We start from the raw sequence: 17,026 nt of genomic DNA on the forward strand, positions 1-17,026 counted from the left end.
TCTATGTCATAAATCTTTATGCTTGTTGTTGCTAACAATACACTCCCCATTAAGCAGTCCTTCGCTCCCTTTGACGACTATCCTCATCGTAGCGCCGCCGTTGCCATACCGGCCCTTTGTTGACCTCGAACACCGCTTCAATAGACGCCTCATCTGTCCCCGCGATCTCGAACACCAAGTGAAGTTGTTCCATGGTGTGCCTCAGGTCAGCGACGGGAACGCGCTTGTAAACTTCCTTGAAGTTGCGCCACGAATAGGCGAGAGCGAACTCTTCCCACGTTCTCGGCGGAAAGATTGGTGGAGTGAAATCGCCTTTCTCTACATCTCCCCGCCATACCCCGGAGTGCAAGATTGAGAGAAGGTGACCGGCGGCCTCCCCGGCATGGCTGCGATGAACCTCACGGTCGTACCACATGCGCCTGTTCTCTCGCATCTCGAACGACGCCCGCTCCTTCCAGAAATCGGGCTTCTCAATGGCAACACCAAAGAACGCGATGTACGGATACCACTGTTGAAATTCTTTGAGCGTGTACCTGCTACCCGGTCTCGCTTCGTCCTCCTTGCGCTTCTTGATAGCGAACGCCTTCTTCTTGGCTTGCCAGCTCATATTGTTGTACCCCTCACGCCTTCTCCTGTTCTCTAATTCGTTTGGCCACCTTAGCCACCGTGGTCCTGCTACATCCAACCGTAGCCATGACATCGGTCCAACCCATTTTAGCATGCAACAGCTTGGCTATCTTCTCGTGGCGCTTGACGTCCTCGGGCTTGCCCTTGAACTTGGACGCTCTCTTTTCGGGGTCTGACATGACATTGGCAATTCCCTGCGCCTGCCGTCTACGCCTGTCTGTGTAGTCCTTCCGGGCAATCGCAGCCAACATGTCAAGCATCATTGTATTGAGAGCATCGAACATCCGCCCGGTAAACTCATCGGCATTAACCAGCATGTGAGATGTCGGAAGGTCCAGCGCAACAACCTTGATCCGCTTCGTTGCCAGTAGCGCCCTGAGAGTCTGCCAATCCGCATCATTGAGACGTGAGAGCCTATCCACCTGTTCAATGAGTAGGATGTCTCCCTCATGGCTTTGATCAATGAGCTTGAAGAGTTCCGGCCGACGTAGCGAAGCGCCACTCTCGTTCTCTATGTACTCCGCAGCAATCTTAAGGCCACGCTGGTCAACGAAGGCTTTGAGGTCAGCACGTGCACGCGAAGCGTCCTGCTCTTTTGTGGAAGCTCGAAGGTAGGTCCTAATCATTGTCATGCCGTTATCCTCTAAAGTCCGTTTAGATTGGTACACGCGTAAATGGTCCGTTTAGATTAGTCAACCCATCGACGCCCGCTCAACGAAATAGCCCTGCCAGTCAAGTCCGCTCAGGGTGTACGCTAAACGGACCATCTGGTTATCGTAAAGTTTGTCGATTGACTTCAAATTGCTTTATCTACAACTCTCGTATGTCGCTGGGACATTGGGGGATAATTCATATGCAATACAGACCAATGGGCATTAGGTTTGCACTTAAGTCGGTTCTATATCGCCGCATCATACCGGGGCTGATCGTTTTGGGTGTTGTTGTTATCTACACCTTGGCAACCGGTAGGCGCTTCTTCTAGTGAGCGTATCTGTATGGGGCGCGGATCACAATGAGTGGACCGACCACGCTGAGCGGAGTTGCAAGGCAAGCCCATAGGGATCAACACCCCCACGGGGGTAATTCGCGTTCACTCCTTCTCATGATGCCACTTCGAACTTTTGCACCGTAAAGCTTCCCGGAATGGGGGGTAACCGGAGGTATTTGCGAAGATTATAGTAAAAATAGTATCGCAAACTCCTGAATTACTTAAAAATGTCGGCTTCATCTGCCTGTTCAAAAACAGGTGGACACGATAGCCTAAATAGAATTTTGCTCTCACCGACAACTGATTCGGAGGTCTGCCTTGGTCAACAAAACGATTAGCGTAAGTAATCTATTGTTGGACTTGGAAAACCCTAGGATAACAAAAGCAAGCAGCCAAAGAGAAGCTCTCCAACGTATTCTTGATGACCAGAAGGGCGCATTAGCACGACTCGCTGGAAATATTATTAGCCAGAATGGGTTGAACCCCATGGATCGTTGGCTTGTCTTGAAAGATGGACAGAGCGGAAAGTTTATTGTTTACGAGGGAAATCGTCGTCTTGCTGCATTGAAAATCCTAAATAACCCGGCAGTTTTGGGAGATTTAGAAGTCGCAGCGCCTTTGCGTCGCAAATTTGAGTCCCTAGCCAAAAACTTCGATCCAAAGACAGTCGGCAAGATTGACTGCTTTGTGATATCAAGCCGTTCCGAAGGGGCACTTTGGCTTCAACAGCGCCACACAGGCGAGAATCTGGGAACCGGTATCGTAAGGTGGAATGGTCTTGCCACGGCTCGCTTTCGCGGGAGTGACCCGGCATTGCAAGCACTGGAAGCTGTTTTACGCTTTACCGGCTTGGACGCTGGCCAACAAGAGGAACTAGAGAGCGGCTTTCCAATTACAAACTTGGATAGATTGCTGTCCTCGGTGCCCTTTCGTCAACACATAGGATTTGATGTCAAGCAATCCAAGCTTGTGACAGATTTGCCTCCCAAGGCAGCATTACGAATACTCAAACGCATTGTTAAAGACCTCTCTGAGGGAGTCGTTAATGTTACAAAGATTAAGTTAAAAACAGATCAGATTGCCTATGCCAAAACCCTTGGGAAAGACCTTCCTGACCTGACTACACAAACAGGTAATTGGGAGAGAGTCGAAGAATGGACTGAGGGAACGTTTTCAGAGTTTAAGGCTGGTAACGCGTCAGGTGGATCGACGCGAAGTGGCAATGCCAGTGCTGACGCAAGTGATGACAAACAATCGGAACCAGCAACGAAGCCGCCTAAAGCTACACGTCCGTCGATCAGAAAAACGCTTATCACAAGAGATTGCGTGCTTAACGTAACCAACCCCAAAACTATTGAGATTGAAAAGGAACTGCGGTCGCTCCAATTGTCCACCAATCGACACGCAATAGCGGTGTTGTTCCGTGTTTTCCTTGAAATATCAGTGGACGTCTATTTGAGAGGAAAAGGCGTCGACCTAACAGTTACCGACAAGGGAGGACACAAGAAGGACAAGTCGTTGAAGGTCAAAGTGCAGGACGCCGTTAAGGAAATGGTGGTATCTGGCGTTCCAGAAAAACACTTGGATGGCGTATCCAAAGGCATCAACAATCCAAAGAATGCTCTTTATATAGATACGCTCCACGACTACGTGCACAACGAATTTTACTCGCCAATGGAGAGTGATTTGTCAGTGGCCTTCGATAATGCGCGGCCTTTCTTTGAAACGATCTGGAAATGACAACGGATAGTTCGGACCGACTAATACACTTCACCCCTCTCCGCTACCCAGGCGGTAAGGCTAAGCTTGCGCCTTACGTCAAAAAAATTCTGAAGAGTAACGATCTGCTTGATGGCGAGTATGTTGAACCGTTTGCTGGCGGTGCGGCCATCGCATTGGAACTCCTATTCCACGAGTATGTCACCCGCGTCCACATCAATGATTTGAGCCAATCGGTCTATGCCTTCTGGTCGAGCGTCTTAGGGCAAACAGAAGAGCTGTGTCGGTTGGTTCGGGATACGCCGCGTACAGTTGAGGAGTGGGGCAAGCAAAAAGCTATATTCAAAGCTGGGTTAACTGAAGACACCCTTTCATTGGGTTTTGCTTTCTTTTTTCTAAACCGCACAAATCGGTCGGGTATTCTGAATGGCGGTATCATCGGAGGCAAGGCGCAAACGGGTCAATGGAAAATTGATGCGCGATACAATGCTGAAGAACTTATCAAGCGAATACAAGCCGTAGCTCGGCTAAAAGAGCGTATCAGTCTGACAAATATGGACGCCGTTGAGTTTCTCTCGAAGGGACAAAAGACTTGGCCAGAAAAGACTTTGATCTATTGTGACCCCCCTTATTACGTTAAGGGCAGAGAACTCTACTTCCACTTCTACGAAAAAGAAGACCATGAGCAGATCGCGGACATAATGGGCACCGTAGTGAAGCAAAAATGGATCGTCTCATATGACAATGTGGGACCAATTAATGAGCTTTATGGTTCGCAATCGAAGATAATTTACGACATTGGCTATAGTGCCCGTTCAGCCCGTCAGGGCTCTGAAGTGATGTTCTTTAGCGATCAGCTTATAATGCCTGATACCGTTGGCGCGATTGCAGAAACCGAGAGGTTCTCAAACGTATTGTTGTAGGGTTTTCTATTAGGTCTGCGACAACTTGGCGGCCACAGAGGTGTAGAGAGCTTCAACAGGGCTTTGTTCGGTGTGCCTCCAGTGCAGTCTGAGATACCCTGTGTCATAATCCACGACCGCCTTATTGAATAGCTGCCTCAGGGTTGCGTTGATCTTGGCTATATCAGCACCCCCGGCTTCTTCCCCAGTCAGTATGCGCAGCTCTTCCACAGCATTGTCGATCCGATTAGTCATGGTGTCGGCAGCAAGTCTGCCAACCTCTTCTAGGTCCCTACCGATTTGATCCATCAAGGCTTCCCGTGCAGCAAGCGCGTCCCTGACCGCCTTGGAGGTGTCTCCCTGCGATATGGCCTCGACAAGGTTCTGTATCTCGCCACCCACGACTTCCTTTTGGAGTAATGCGTCTCGGTATTTCCATTCCAGTTCGTCATTTGGTGAGGGTGTTAGGCTGTGGAGATAGCTGCCAACATTTATGACGGCGTCCTCGACTAGGTCGAGCCTAACCTGTCTGTACTGGCAACCAACACCGGCCTTCGCCTTCGTGCATACAAGATACGGCTTGCCACCCTTAGGACCGCCACCCTTGTTAACTCGGGTCATCGTGGAGCCACATGCGGGACACTTCGCAAGACCTGAGAGGACATTGGCCAACGCCGGTCTTGCTGCGGTCTCCATTGGCGTAGCTTTGGGGGCCGTGCGTGGCTGGTTTAACCCGCGTCGGCTGCTCATCGCGGCAACCTTCTCAAATGTATCGGTGCTAACAATGGCTGGATAGTAATCTTCCACGGCTTCAAGAGGGGTCCGCACCTTCCGCCCTCCAACCACGTCCAACGTGTGCGGCGTAAAGCGCCCAATCACAGCTGGGTTGTCGAGTAGCTTTTTAACGTATGATCGGTGCCACATCTCCGAACCTTTGAAGGTGCCGAGACCCATCCCATTAAGCCGGGCGGCAATCGCGTGTTGTCCCAACCCCTCCAGACACATGTCGAAGACGCTTCGAACAATGTTGGCACGTTCGGTCAGCACTTCGTATTGGGTCCTATCGTCGCTCAGCTTGAGCCACGCCGGACATATGGCGGTAAGGGGTTTTGCCGCTGCCTTTAGGCGCTTGCCTTCCCACGCCTGCTTCAGCCGACGAGACTTGGTAGCGCTCTCCTCATTGGCGCGAGAGAAGAGCATCAGGGTTACAATGAGGTTCGTGAAATTACTATTGATGGTCTCAGTGGTGTAGACTGTTTCATTGTCAAGCGTGACCACGGTGATACCTTCACGCATGATATCCCTGAGTGTATCTAAGGCGTCCAAAGGGGACTGACGTGATAAGCGGTCGAGTGCTTCAATCAGGAGGTAGGAACCCTTCGGCACATCACCCGACTTTACGTGTTCAAGGAAGAAGCTGAGTGCGCCTACCTTTGCGTTCTGACCGCGAAAGGCGGACACGCCCATGTCGCTCAGTGACAAACCATCGTCCAGTATAAGCCCTGTCTTAGCAGCGTAGCCCTGCGCCATGGTATACTGCCGACGGAAACTATCCCCCTTCATCTGGTCGGGCGTGGAAAATCGAATATAGGAGTAGGCTTTTTGGGTTTTGGTTTGGGTCATTTAAGTTTGATAGCGACTATTGGGTCTTTTGTCCACAATATGAGGAGGTTGTGGCCGCCCGCGGCGGCAATCTCCAATGCACGCCGGGCGCCTTCCTGTCCTCTGATATCGCTCAGATCGGGCAGATCGGTTGCATTGGTCTGCAGGCACGGTTCAGGGCGCGACAGCACCTGATGGCCGCGAAAATGATTGGCGAGGCTGATCAGGCTGCGCGGCGCCAGAATATCGATCTGCGCGCCCGCCCAGGCAGCCTCGGGTCCGCAGGGGGCGGGGCAGATCAGGCCGCGCTCCTGCCGGTTGGCGGAGATCGCGGCAGGAAGAACCCCGGCCACATGGGTGATCGTGCCATCGAGCGACAGTTCGCCGAGAACGACATAGGCCTCCAGCACATCGGCGGGAATGGCGCCGAGCCCCGCCATCAGGCCCATGGCGATCGGCAGGTCGTAATGGCTGCCTTCCTTGGGCAGGTCCGCCGGTGCGAGATTGACGGTGACCTTCTTGGGCGGCAGGGACAGGCCGGAGGCATGCAGCGCCGCCTGCACGCGCTCGCGGCTTTCAGCCACGGCCTTGTCGGGCAGGCCCACAATATGGATTCCCATCTTGCCGGGGGCGATCATCACCTGCACATCGACAGGCTGGGCCTCAATGCCCTGAAATGCGACGGTGCGCGCGCGGGTGACCATCAATCGTTCCCTAAAATACCGCATCTAAAAAATGAACAGTGCCAATAACGGCACCTCATCATAATTTGTGCGGCATGACAAGAACGTTAGGAGAACGGCGGGATCGCGCCGGGGATGGAATTCGGCGCGATGCGGTTCAGCGGGGGGCCATCAGCCCCATTTCATCTCGCCCTTGGCGACCTTGGCGCCCAGTTCAAGCGATGAGACATCGAGCAGGTCGGGGTAATGCGCCTTCATGGCGGAGATCAGTTCGCCGCTGGTCTTGGCTTTCCCGGCTTCCGTGTTGAACGTCTCGAGATAGTTCCGGGTGAATTTTACCGCCGCCGGTCCCTGCGGGGCGCCGGCAACCTGATGCGACGGCACGACGATCCGCGGATTGCGCGCCGCCATTTCGTCAAGCGCGGCAATCCACTTCTTCCGGTCTTCCACGGCCGGTTCGTCTGCAACCCAGACATGGACGCCGGAGGAAACCAGCACACCGCCGAAAACCGCTTCAAGCCCGGGCACCCAGAGATAGCGGCGATCCTTCATATCCTTGATGGTGACGATCTCGATTCTGTTTCCTTCCAGGTCGAGCGAAGACAGGTCTGAGGCTTCCGGAATGACGACATCCGCCAGCACCTTCGGTCCATTGTCCTTGAGCTGCGGCCCCCAGACGTCGAGCTTGCCCTGTACGTTGCCCTTGATGGCGTCCACGGTGGCGTGCGCCGCAAGGACTTTTGCCTTGGGGAAGGCATCGACGATGGGACGCAGGCCAAAATAGTAATCGGGGTCGCTGCAGCTGATGTAAATCGTTGTCAGGGTCTTGCCAGTCGCCTTGATCGCATCTGCAACCGCGCGTCCATCGGAAAGTGTAAACCCGCCATCGAGCAGGATCGCTTCCTTCTCGCCGGTCAGGAGCACGGGGGTGCGGCGAAAACCGTTCTCATCCGCCTGGAAATAGGTCCATGCCAGCGTGGGAGCGGCCCTGGCCGCAATGGCGCCCAGCGGCTGCAGGGCCGCCACGGCACCGGCTGCCAGAAGGGATTTCATCGTATCGCGTCGTGTCAGAAGGGTTCGCACGTCTCGGTCCTCGCTCGGTTTCTCACTGTGGCGCGTATAGTGACATGGACGGGTTTCTTGAAAAATCCCGATCAAAATGACAGACTGTATGATTATTTCGCATAATAAGGCGCGTCATGCCCGCGGTCAGTTTCAACAGGTTCATCTATTTCGTCACCGTGGTGGATATGGGATCGTTCACCGCCGCCGCCGACCGGCTGGGTGTCGCCAAGGCCGTCGTCAGCCATCAGGTGTCGAAACTGGAGGAGGAACTTGGCTCGGCGCTCCTGATCCGCACGACACGGCGGCTGCGGACGACGGAGGCGGGGCGACGTTTCTACGAACGTTGCATCGTCGTCCTGCGCGAGGCTGAAAACGCGATCGAGGAGGTGTCGTCCGAGACCGGAACACCTGTCGGGACCCTGATGCTGACAGCGCCGCTGGATTATGGCGCAAAGGTCGTGGCGCCGGCTCTGGCGCTTTATCTGCAGCGCCATCCGCAGATGCAAGCCGATCTCACCTTCACCGATGTCAAATTCGATCTGGTCGACAATGAGCTTGATCTCTCCATCCGCGTCGGCTGGCTGGAGGATTCCAGCGCGCAGGCCCGGCGGATCGGCACGTTCGAGCAGCATCTTGTCTGTTCGCCCGCCTATGCCGGGCAGATCGGTCGCGTTGCGCATCCCGGCGCGCTCGAAGCGGCGAAATGGATCGCCAACGGGGCGCTGAAGGAACCGTTGCGCTGGCTGTTTGCAAAAGGCGATGAAAAGGTGGTTGTGACGGGCAAGTCCGTTGTCAGCGCCAATGGCACCGAGGCAAGCTATGTCTGCGTCCTCGCCGGTATCGGGCTCGCCGTCATGCCGGACTACCAGGTGGTGCAGGATATTGCGGCCGGCCGGCTCGTGCGCCTGCTGCCCGGCTGGTCATTGCCGGCGGGCGGCATTCACGCGGTCTATCCGCCGGCCAAATACAGGCCGGCGCGCGTGCGCGCCTTTGTCGATATCCTTGAGGCGATGGAACGTGAACGGCGCAGTTAGCGCCGCTTGGCCTCGACAGCGTCCCAGAACAGCGCGGCGATATCGGCGCCGCCGAAGCGCTTGACTTCGCGTATGCCCGTCGGTGAGGTCACGTTGATTTCGGTCATGTAGTCGCCGATGACATCGATGCCGACGAGAATGAAGCCGCGCTCCCGCAGGGACGGGCCGATGCGCGCGCAGATCTCGCGCTCGCGTTCCGTCAGTTCGGTCTTCTCGGCCCGGCCGCCCACATGCATGTTGGAGCGCGCATCGCTTTCCGACGGCACGCGGTTGATCGCGCCGACCGGCTCACCGTCGATCAGGATGATGCGCTTGTCACCAGCCCGCACATCCTTGAGATAGCGCTGCGCAATGATCGGCTCGCGGAACATCTGGCCGAACATTTCCAGCAGCGATGTCAGGTTGCGGTCGCCATCGGCAAGATGGAACACGCCGGCGCCGCCGTTGCCGTAGAGCGGCTTGAGGATGATGTCGCCGAACTCCTTGCGGAAGGCCACGATCTCCTGCGGATCCTTGGTGATCAGCGTATCGGGCATGAGGTCGGGGAATTCGGTGACGAAGATTTTTTCCGGGCTGTTGCGCACCCAGGCCGGATCGTTGACGACAAGCGTTTTCGGATGGATGCGCTCGAGCAGATGCGTCGTCGTGATATAGTTCATATCAAAGGGCGGGTCCTGCCGGAGCAGCACCACATCCATCTCGGACAGGTCGCGGGAAACCGGTTCACTCAGGGTGAAGTGGTCGCCTTCCACATCGCGGACCTGCAGTTCTTCCACCCGCGCGCGAACGATGCCGTCGCGCATGCTGAGCCGGTCCGGCGTGTAGTGATAGAGCGCGTGGCCGCGGGCTTGCGCCTCGAGGCACAGGGCAAAGCTCGTATCGCCTGCGATGCGGATCGAATTGATATGGTCCATCTGGACCGCGACTTTCAATGCCATGGAACGTCCCCCGACAGGATTAGGAGTGCTGACATGGCGATGTCACGTTCGATGGTCAAGGTCAATCCTGCACCGCGATCAAGATATTGTAGAGGGCAGAATAGCGCGAAGAGGCCGCATCCCTGCCTTCCGGCGGGGATGCGCGGGAAGGTCTATCAGAGCTTGGCCATGCAGATATTGGTATGGCCCGCGCCAACGAAACCCAGACGGTTTGCAGCGCCCTTGGAAAGATCGAGCACACGGCCCTTGATGAACGGGCCGCGGTCGTTGATGCGCACGACGATCGACTTGCCGTTGCGCTGGTTGGTAACCTTCACCTTGGAACCGAAAGGCAGGGTGCGGTGCGCGGCCGTGAGAGCGGAGGGGTTCATGCGCTCGCCGGAAGCCGTCTTGGAATGAAGCGCGTACCAGGAGGCACCGCCACAGGCAGAACCGGCGTTCGCCGAAACGATACCAAACATCAGAAGAAGCATGGTTGCAGTAAGTACCTTACGGATACTTGCAATGGAGACCATATTGAAATTCGCACTTTAAAACGGCCCGCGGCAGGTACTGCCAGACTGAAGACGCACGCATAAGAATGATCATGGGCAAGTAGATCATCACGTGAGTGAGTGATCCATTCTATTTTGGGTAAATGTGTCCTCGAGGTGGCCCGAAAGGGAAATATCGGTGAGCAAATCCCGCAAGATCAGCCAAGTCATTCAAAAAATTTGTCTTATTATGACTCAAAACGTGATCAAGGATGCTTGCATCCATGGAACTATTGCCGCGGTTCCCTTTGAAATATGGCGGTAATGTGATCAATACTGAACGAAAGCCTAAACGAAGACTCTGAAATCCCCGGTTTCGGGCCAAATGTGTTAAGCGGAATTAACGATTGAAAATGAAAAACCCCGGCACGTGCGTGCCGGGGTTTGCCTCGATATCGGCGCTTGATCGGAATTCAGGCGAGGGCCCCGGCATCCAGCGCGTGGATGATACCGCGCAGTTCGGCCAGGCCGCGCAGGCGGCCGATGGCGGGATAACCCGGCGTGACCTCTTTCGTCAGGTCGTCCAGCATGCGGTGACCGTGATCGGAGCGGAAGATGATGCTGCCCGACCGGTCGCGTTTGCGGTCTTCGGCCAGCAATTCCTTCAGCACGGCGACCATGTCCACATCGCCTTCCAGATGCGCCGCCTCATGGAAGCTGCGGCCGTCGCCTTCCCGGGTGGTGGCGCGCAGGTGGGAGAAGTGGATGCGCGAGGCAAAGCGGCGGGCGATTGCAGGCAGATCATTGTCGGCCCGAACGCCAAGGCTTCCCGTGCAGAAGCACATGCCGTTGGCTGGGGATGGAACGGCGTCGAACAGGGCGGCATAATCGGCCTCCGTCGAGGCAATGCGCGGCAGGCCGAAAAGCGGACGGGGCGGATCATCCGGATGCAGTGTCAGCTTGACGCCGAGATCGTCAGCCACGGGCGTGACGGCTTCGAGGAATTCGATCAGATGCTGGCGCAGTCTGCCGGCGTCGATGCCGGAATAGGCTTCGAGCTTGTCGCGGAAGGCGGGGATGGTCAGCGGCTCGGTTGTCGAACCCGGCAGCGCGCTGGCAATATTGCGGGTGAGGTCGGCGATTTCCTGTCCGCTCATCCCGGCGTAGAGCGCCGCCGCGATAGCGCGGTCCTCCGGCGAATAGGCCGCTTCCGCATTCGTGCGCTGCAGGATGTGCAGGTCGAACACGGCAAAGGTGTTGTGGTCGAAGCGCATCGCGGTCGAACCGGTCGGCGTGACATAATCGAGGTCGGTGCGGCACCAGTCGACAACGGGCATGAAATTGTAGCAGATGACACGGATGTCATTGGCTGCGAGCGCTTCCATGCTGGCAATCCAGGCGGCGATTTCGTGCTTCGCCGCACCACCGAGGCGTTTGACCGCATCGGGAATCGGAATGCTCTCGACCACCGACCAGGTCAGGGGAATACGCCCGGCGGGGGTGGTTTCGATGAGCGACTTGCGTTCATGCACCTGTTTTTCGGTCCAGGCCTGACCGATCGGTACCTCGTGCAGCGCCGATACGATATCGGTCGCCCCGGCCTGGCGCACATTGTCCAGCGTGACACCGGCTTTTGGCCCAAACCATCTCCATGCCTGACGCATTCAGTCCTCCGTCATTTCGTGTAATCGCCGGGTTCAGACGAATGAGCCCGGGTGGCTTTTTCTCAGTTCATCAATATCGGGAATGACAGCATTCAAATGCTGCTTCATTGCCGCGCAGGCGGCCGGTACGTCATGAATTTCGATGGCATTGCGGATGATCCTGTGCTCGGCAAGCACGTTCTCCATGCGGCCGAGGGCTGGCAGCGTCATGCGGCGGGCACGGTCGATCTGCACTTTCACCGGCTTCAGATAGTGCCAGATGCCGGGATGGCCGGCGATGCCGGCAATCGCCTCGTGAAAGGCCTCGTCGGCTTCGTGGAAGGCACTCATGTTCTGCCGGTCGGCAAAAAACTGCTGGCGCGCCAGAATCTCGTCCAGCCATTCCACATCCTTGGCGCTGGCAACCGCCGCAGCCCGCTCGACGGTCGCGCCTTCCAGCGCCTGCCGGATGACCACGGCCTCCGGGATCAGCGCAACCGGGATGCGGGCAACAAAGGTGCCCGACTGCGGAAAGACATCGACCAGCCCGTCTTCCACCAGCCGGATCAGCGCTTCGCGAACCGGGGTGCGGCTGACGCCAAAGCGTTCCGTCAAAACTTTTTCGTTGAGAGCGGTGCCGGGGGTCATCTGCATGGAAACGATGGCAGCATGCAGTTCGCGGTAAATCGCCGTGGCTGTCGTCATGCGTCCGGCTGGGGCGCCGCGCGTGCCGGATTTGGCGAAACGCGTCGCTTTGTCTCGTGCTGAGGCGATGGGTTCAGCCGGTGTCGCCACGGCCAAACTTTTTTCTCCCCGGTTCTGTGCTGCCATTCCAGCGCTCCATTTCCTGTGTCGCGGATGAATCCACCGTCATGAATGGTAGAATTCCGCGCGAAATCATAGTGCCAAAGCCGCGAAGGAAACGATTTCAAGGCACATCGATCCAGTTGACATACTAATATATTATTATTTACTCTTCGCCAAGATCGCAAAAGCCGAATGTTCACAAGACATCCAAGGCGGCTCGCGCGATGCGAAAAGCGCCTCGACAGGGGCAATTTCACGGCTTCGGCTCCGGTACATGCAGCGTATGGTGTATCGGCCGGTGCGGAAGATGACAGCAAGGACCGACGATGCCTCTCCACCCAGATCGACTTTTCCCCATCGAAGCCGATGCCCGTTCCATCGCGCGGCGGCTTTTTTCGGACGTCGAGCGCCTGCCCATCATCTCGCCGCATGGCCACACGGACCCGCTGTGGTACGCCCATGACGAGGCTTTCCCCGATCCGGCCAGTCTCTTCGTCAAGCCCGACCATTATATTTTCCGCATGCTGTATTCTCAAGGTGTCAAGCTCGAGGATCTGGGTGTGCCGCGTCACGATGGCGGGCCTGTCGAAACCGACGGTCGCACGATCTGGCGGCTGTTTGCCAAACACTGGTACCTGTTTCGCGGCACGCCGTCGCGCCTGTGGTTCGAGCATGCCATGGAAACGGTTTTCGGCATCACGGAGCGGTTGAACGAAGGCAATGCCGACCTGCTCTATGACCGTATTGCCGACAAGCTCGGCGATCCCGCGATGCGCCCGCGCGCACTCTATAAGCAGTTCGGCATCGAGGTGATCTCGACGACCGATGCGGCGACGGATGACCTCGCGGCCCACGACATCATCCGAAAGTCGGGCTGGGATGGGCGTGTCATTCCCGCCTACCGGCCCGACGCCGTGATCGATGCGTCGCGGGCGGATTTCCGCGCGAATGTGGAAAGGCTCATTGCCCTTGCCGGCACGTCGCTGAACTACAAGGGGTATCTCGATGCGCACCGCAACCGGCGTGCCTATTTCAAGGCGCGGGGCGCCACCTCAAGCGATCACGGCCATCCCAGCGCGCGCACCGCCGATCTGCCCGTCAATGACGCCGCAGCACTGTTCGAGCGGGTCCTGCGGCCCGATGTTTCCAATGCGGATGCCGATCTGTTCCGTGCCCAGATGCTGACCGAAATGGCGCGCATGAGCATTGATGACGGGCTGGTCATGCAGCTGCATCCGGGCTCCTTCCGCAACCACAATGCCAGGGTTTTCGCCGGTTTCGGTCCCGACAAGGGGGCGGATATTCCGCGCTCGACCGGCTATGTCGAAGAGCTGAAACCACTGCTCGACGCGGTCGGCAACAATCCGCAACTGACCCTCATTCTGTTCACGCTGGATGAGACCAGCTACAGCCGCGAACTGGCGCCGCTTGCCGGGCACTATCCCGCCCTGCGGCTCGGACCGGCATGGTGGTTCCATGACAGTCCCGAAGGCATGCGCCGTTTCCGCGAGCTGACCACCGAGACGGCCGGGTTCTACAACACCGTCGGGTTCAACGATGACACGCGGGCCTATCTTTCGATTCCCGCCCGGCACGACATGGCTCGCCGGGTGGATTGCGCTTATCTCGCGCGGCTTGTCGCCGATCACCGGCTGGACGAGGATGAGGCGCACACGATTGCCCACGACCTGAGCTACCGGCTGGCCAAACAAGCCTACCGTCTTTGAAACAGAACAGACGAGATTGCCCAATGGCTCACGCCGACCAGACCTATCTTTCCCCCACCAGCCTGCCGCAGCTTGCCGGCGGCGTTGCAACCCCGGCCTATGAGCGCAGCACGGTTGAAACCGGTATTGTGCATCTGGGCATCGGTGCCTTTCACCGTGCCCATCAGGCCGTCTATACGGACAGCGTGCTTGCATCGGGCGATACCCGGTGGGGCATTCTGGGTGCATCGCTGCGCAGCGCCGATACGCGCGACGCGCTGCGGCCCCAGGGCGGGCTCTATACGGTGGCCGTGCGCGATGGCGGCGGCAGCAGCTATCGTGTGATCGGCAGCATCGGGGATGTGCTGGTCGCGCCGGAAAATCCGCAGGCCCTGCTGGACGCCATGAGCAGTCCGGCGGTGCGGATCGTCTCGCTGACGATCACGGAAAAGGGCTATTGCTATTCCCCCGCCTCCGCCTCGCTCGATGAAAATCATCCGGATATCGTCTATGACTTGGCCAATCCTGCAACGCCTCGCTCGGCCATCGGCTTTATCGTCGAGGCCCTGGCCCGGCGCCGCGCCAGCGGCACCGCACCCTTCACGCTTCTGTCCTGCGACAACCTTCCGGCCAACGGACAGACGCTGAAGCGGGTGGTCACGCGCTTCGCCGCATTGCGGGATGCGGAGCTCGGCGCCTTCATTGGGGACAGCGTGGCCTTTCCCTCGACGATGGTCGACCGGATCGTGCCCGCCACGACCGATGCGGACCGCGATGCCGTTGCCCGGGATACCGGGCTTGCCGACCGCTGGCCGATCATGACGGAGCCGTTCAGCCAATGGGTGGTGGAAGATCATTTTCCATCCGGGCGCCCGGCCTGGGAAAAGGCGGGTGTCACCTTCGTCGCCGATGTCGACGCGTTCGAACTGATGAAACTGCGCCTGCTCAATGGCAGCCATTCGACGCTGGCCTATCTCGGCTATCTCGCCGGCCATGAAACCGTGTCCGACGCCATGGCGGGAGAAGGTTTTGCCGCGCTGATCGAACAAATGATGGATGAGGAGATCACCCCGACGCTGCCGGGGCTGCCCGGCTTCGACCTTGACGCCTACAAGAAGCAGCTGCGCGAGCGCTTCCGCAATCCGGCGCTGCGGCACCGGACATGGCAGATCGCCATGGACGGGTCGCAAAAGCTGCCGCAGCGGCTGCTCAACACCATTCGCGTACGGCTGCGGGAGAATGCCCCCTTTGACCGGCTGGCGCTGGGTGTTGCCGGCTGGATGCGCTATGCGACGGGAACCGATGAACGGGGCAATCCGATCGATGTGCGCGACCCGCTGGCCGGTGAATTCAGGGCCCGTACCGCCGGCAAGACATCGGCACCGGCTCTTTTGCAGGCCTATCTCGGCATGGAGCAGATTTTCGGCAGCGATCTGCCCGAAAGCACGGCGTTTTGCCAAGCCGTCGGCAAGGCTTTGACGGAATTGATGGATGAGGGCGCAGCCCGGACGGTGGCCGGGTTTTGCGGCGGGGCGAAAGCGCTTGCTATCTGAAACTGATAGATTAATATATCAAGTGACAAAATGAGTGGCTGGAGGATGGCCACCGATCGCTAAACCGGGAACAATTGGGAGGAAGACAATGATCCGCATCACGCGCAGGCAAGCCATTGGCGGTTTGGCCGTTCTGGCAACGCTACCGGCAACACGTCTCTTTGCACAGGGGAAACTGGCTTTGCCGACATCCCCGGTGACGCTCAATGTTGCCGACGTCGCGGGCAATCTCGCCCTGACGCAGAAGGCCATCGAGAACTATGCGGCTGCCAAGCCCAACCTCGTTTCCAAGATCACCTTTACCAAGGCGCCTGCGCCGGAACTTCCGGGGAAGCTGAAGGCGCAGCAGGCGGCCAACCGGCTCGATATCGATCTGGTGCTGACCGGAACCGACGCCCTGTCCGCCGGACTGGAGCAGGATCTGTGGGTCAAGCTGCTGCCGGATCATTCCGCGTCGCTGCCCGATCTGAAGGCCATCTATCAGGAGCCGGCGCACCGCATGCTGGCGCTGGGCAAGGATCACGGCGTCGTCGTCACCTATTATCCCTCCGGGCCGCTGCTTGAATACATGCCGGACCGGGTGAAGAAGGTCCCGACGACCGTCGAGGAGCTTCTGGCCTGGGCCAAGGAAAATCCGAACAAGTTCCTCTATGCCCGTCCGGCCAATTCCGGTCCGGGGCGGACTTTCCTGATGGGGCTGCCCTATCTGCTCGGTGACAGCAATCCGCACGATCCGGTCAAGGGCTGGGACAAGACCTGGGCGTATCTGAAGGAACTGCACAAATATATCGAGTATTACCCGACCGGCACCGGCGCGCTGATGAAGGAACTCGGCGAAGGCACGCGTGACATGACGGTCTCCACCACCGGCTGGGATATCAATCCGCGCGTGCTCGGCGTGGTGCCGAAGGAAGCTGCCGTCGCACCGCTGAAGGGTTTCCATTGGGTTGCCGATGCGCATTACATGTGCGTACCGAAGGGCATTGCCGAGGAAAAGCTCGCCGTGCTGCTCGACCTCATGAGCTTCCTGCTCACGCCGGAACAGCAGGCCTATACCTACGATCAGGGCTATTTCTACCCGGGCCCCGCAGTCAAGGATGTGCCGCTTTCCATGGCGCCGAAGGAAAGCCAGGATGCCTTGGCCGAATTCGGCCGCAAGGAATATGCCGACTGGATTGCCAACAACCCGATCGAGGTTCCGCTCGATCCCGCCGCCATGGTTGTCGCCTTCCGCCGCTGGGACGAAGAAGTCGCCGGCAAGAAGTCCTGATCGATCCATACAATAG

14 protein-coding genes and 1 pseudogene are annotated in these 17,026 nt (G+C 57.8%); 6 read left to right on the top strand and 9 right to left on the bottom strand.

Annotation, left to right across the window (positions count from 1 at the left end; translation table 11 throughout):
* Positions 1–49 precede the first annotated feature (49 nt).
* Entirely contained in the window at positions 50–607 is a 558-nt protein-coding gene (locus ACZ5FP_RS02875; protein ID WP_464662023.1) for a hypothetical protein, read from the bottom strand.
* A gap of 13 nt (positions 608–620) precedes the next feature.
* Positions 621–1,259 (bottom strand): recombinase family protein, encoded by a 639-nt coding sequence (locus tag ACZ5FP_RS02880; RefSeq protein WP_464662025.1) that lies wholly within the window; start codon positions 1,257–1,259, stop codon positions 621–623.
* A gap of 674 nt (positions 1,260–1,933) precedes the next feature.
* Between ACZ5FP_RS02880 and ACZ5FP_RS02885 the strand changes: the two genes are divergently transcribed.
* Together ACZ5FP_RS02885 and ACZ5FP_RS02890 are read left to right on the top strand one after the other, a co-directional pair.
* Positions 1,934–3,355 carry a hypothetical protein gene (locus ACZ5FP_RS02885; RefSeq protein ID WP_464662027.1) on the top strand — a complete coding sequence of 474 codons (1,422 nt, stop codon included), beginning with the start codon at positions 1,934–1,936 and terminating at the stop codon, positions 3,353–3,355.
* The gene (locus ACZ5FP_RS02890) at positions 3,352–4,257 is read left to right on the top strand and encodes a DNA adenine methylase (protein ID WP_464662029.1); all 906 of its coding nucleotides are present in this window, start codon (positions 3,352–3,354) and stop codon (positions 4,255–4,257) included. The genes ACZ5FP_RS02885 and ACZ5FP_RS02890 overlap by 4 nt, the downstream gene beginning before the upstream one ends.
* A 9-nt stretch (positions 4,258–4,266) precedes the next feature.
* Here the strand turns inward: ACZ5FP_RS02890 and ACZ5FP_RS02895 are convergent, their stop codons facing one another.
* The 3 genes and pseudogenes from ACZ5FP_RS02895 to ACZ5FP_RS02905 form a co-directional block, all read right to left on the bottom strand.
* Positions 4,267–5,859, bottom strand: a complete 1,593-nt coding sequence (locus tag ACZ5FP_RS02895) for a recombinase family protein (protein WP_464662031.1) — start codon at positions 5,857–5,859, stop codon at positions 4,267–4,269.
* Between the two features lie 35 nt (positions 5,860–5,894).
* Positions 5,895–6,542 (bottom strand): annotated as a pseudogene (locus tag ACZ5FP_RS02900) (magnesium chelatase domain-containing protein); the annotation flags it as partial.
* Between the two features lie 150 nt (positions 6,543–6,692).
* A complete protein-coding gene (locus tag ACZ5FP_RS02905) occupies positions 6,693–7,574 on the bottom strand; it encodes an MBL fold metallo-hydrolase (protein ID WP_464663149.1) in 882 nt (293 codons plus the stop codon).
* Between the two features lie 146 nt (positions 7,575–7,720).
* Here ACZ5FP_RS02905 and ACZ5FP_RS02910 point away from each other — a divergent pair, with 146 nt between their 5' ends.
* Entirely contained in the window at positions 7,721–8,620 is a 900-nt protein-coding gene (locus ACZ5FP_RS02910; protein ID WP_464662033.1) for a LysR family transcriptional regulator, read from the top strand.
* On the opposite strand, the gene gshB is transcribed toward ACZ5FP_RS02910, so the two are convergent.
* The 4 genes from gshB to ACZ5FP_RS02930 form a co-directional block, all read right to left on the bottom strand.
* On the bottom strand, positions 8,617–9,558 hold the full coding sequence (gene gshB, locus ACZ5FP_RS02915) for a glutathione synthase (protein WP_464662034.1): 942 nt from the start codon (positions 9,556–9,558) through the stop codon (positions 8,617–8,619). The genes ACZ5FP_RS02910 and gshB overlap by 4 nt on opposite strands.
* 155 nt (positions 9,559–9,713) lie before the next feature.
* On the bottom strand, positions 9,714–10,031 hold the full coding sequence (locus ACZ5FP_RS02920; RefSeq protein ID WP_199537995.1) for a septal ring lytic transglycosylase RlpA family protein: 318 nt from the start codon (positions 10,029–10,031) through the stop codon (positions 9,714–9,716).
* 473 nt (positions 10,032–10,504) lie between these two features.
* Positions 10,505–11,695 carry a mannonate dehydratase gene (gene uxuA / locus ACZ5FP_RS02925; RefSeq protein ID WP_464662037.1) on the bottom strand — a complete coding sequence of 397 codons (1,191 nt, stop codon included), beginning with the start codon at positions 11,693–11,695 and terminating at the stop codon, positions 10,505–10,507.
* A gap of 33 nt (positions 11,696–11,728) precedes the next feature.
* Positions 11,729–12,505, bottom strand: coding sequence for a GntR family transcriptional regulator (locus ACZ5FP_RS02930; RefSeq protein ID WP_464662039.1), 777 nt, complete (start codon positions 12,503–12,505; stop codon positions 11,729–11,731).
* A 302-nt stretch (positions 12,506–12,807) separates the two neighbouring features.
* Between ACZ5FP_RS02930 and uxaC the strand changes: the two genes are divergently transcribed.
* From uxaC to ACZ5FP_RS02945, 3 genes are all read left to right on the top strand, one after another.
* On the top strand, positions 12,808–14,208 hold the full coding sequence (uxaC, locus tag ACZ5FP_RS02935) for a glucuronate isomerase (protein ID WP_464662040.1): 1,401 nt from the start codon (positions 12,808–12,810) through the stop codon (positions 14,206–14,208).
* 23 nt (positions 14,209–14,231) lie between these two features.
* Positions 14,232–15,740 carry a mannitol dehydrogenase family protein gene (locus ACZ5FP_RS02940; protein WP_464662041.1) on the top strand — a complete coding sequence of 503 codons (1,509 nt, stop codon included), beginning with the start codon at positions 14,232–14,234 and terminating at the stop codon, positions 15,738–15,740.
* 91 nt (positions 15,741–15,831) lie between these two features.
* Complete coding sequence (locus ACZ5FP_RS02945; protein WP_223614147.1) at positions 15,832–17,010, top strand: ABC transporter substrate-binding protein; 1,179 nt, start codon at positions 15,832–15,834, stop codon at positions 17,008–17,010.
* Positions 17,011–17,026: the final 16 nt, after the last annotated feature.

It is taken from the genome of Phyllobacterium sp. T2-21 (genome assembly GCF_055378485.1).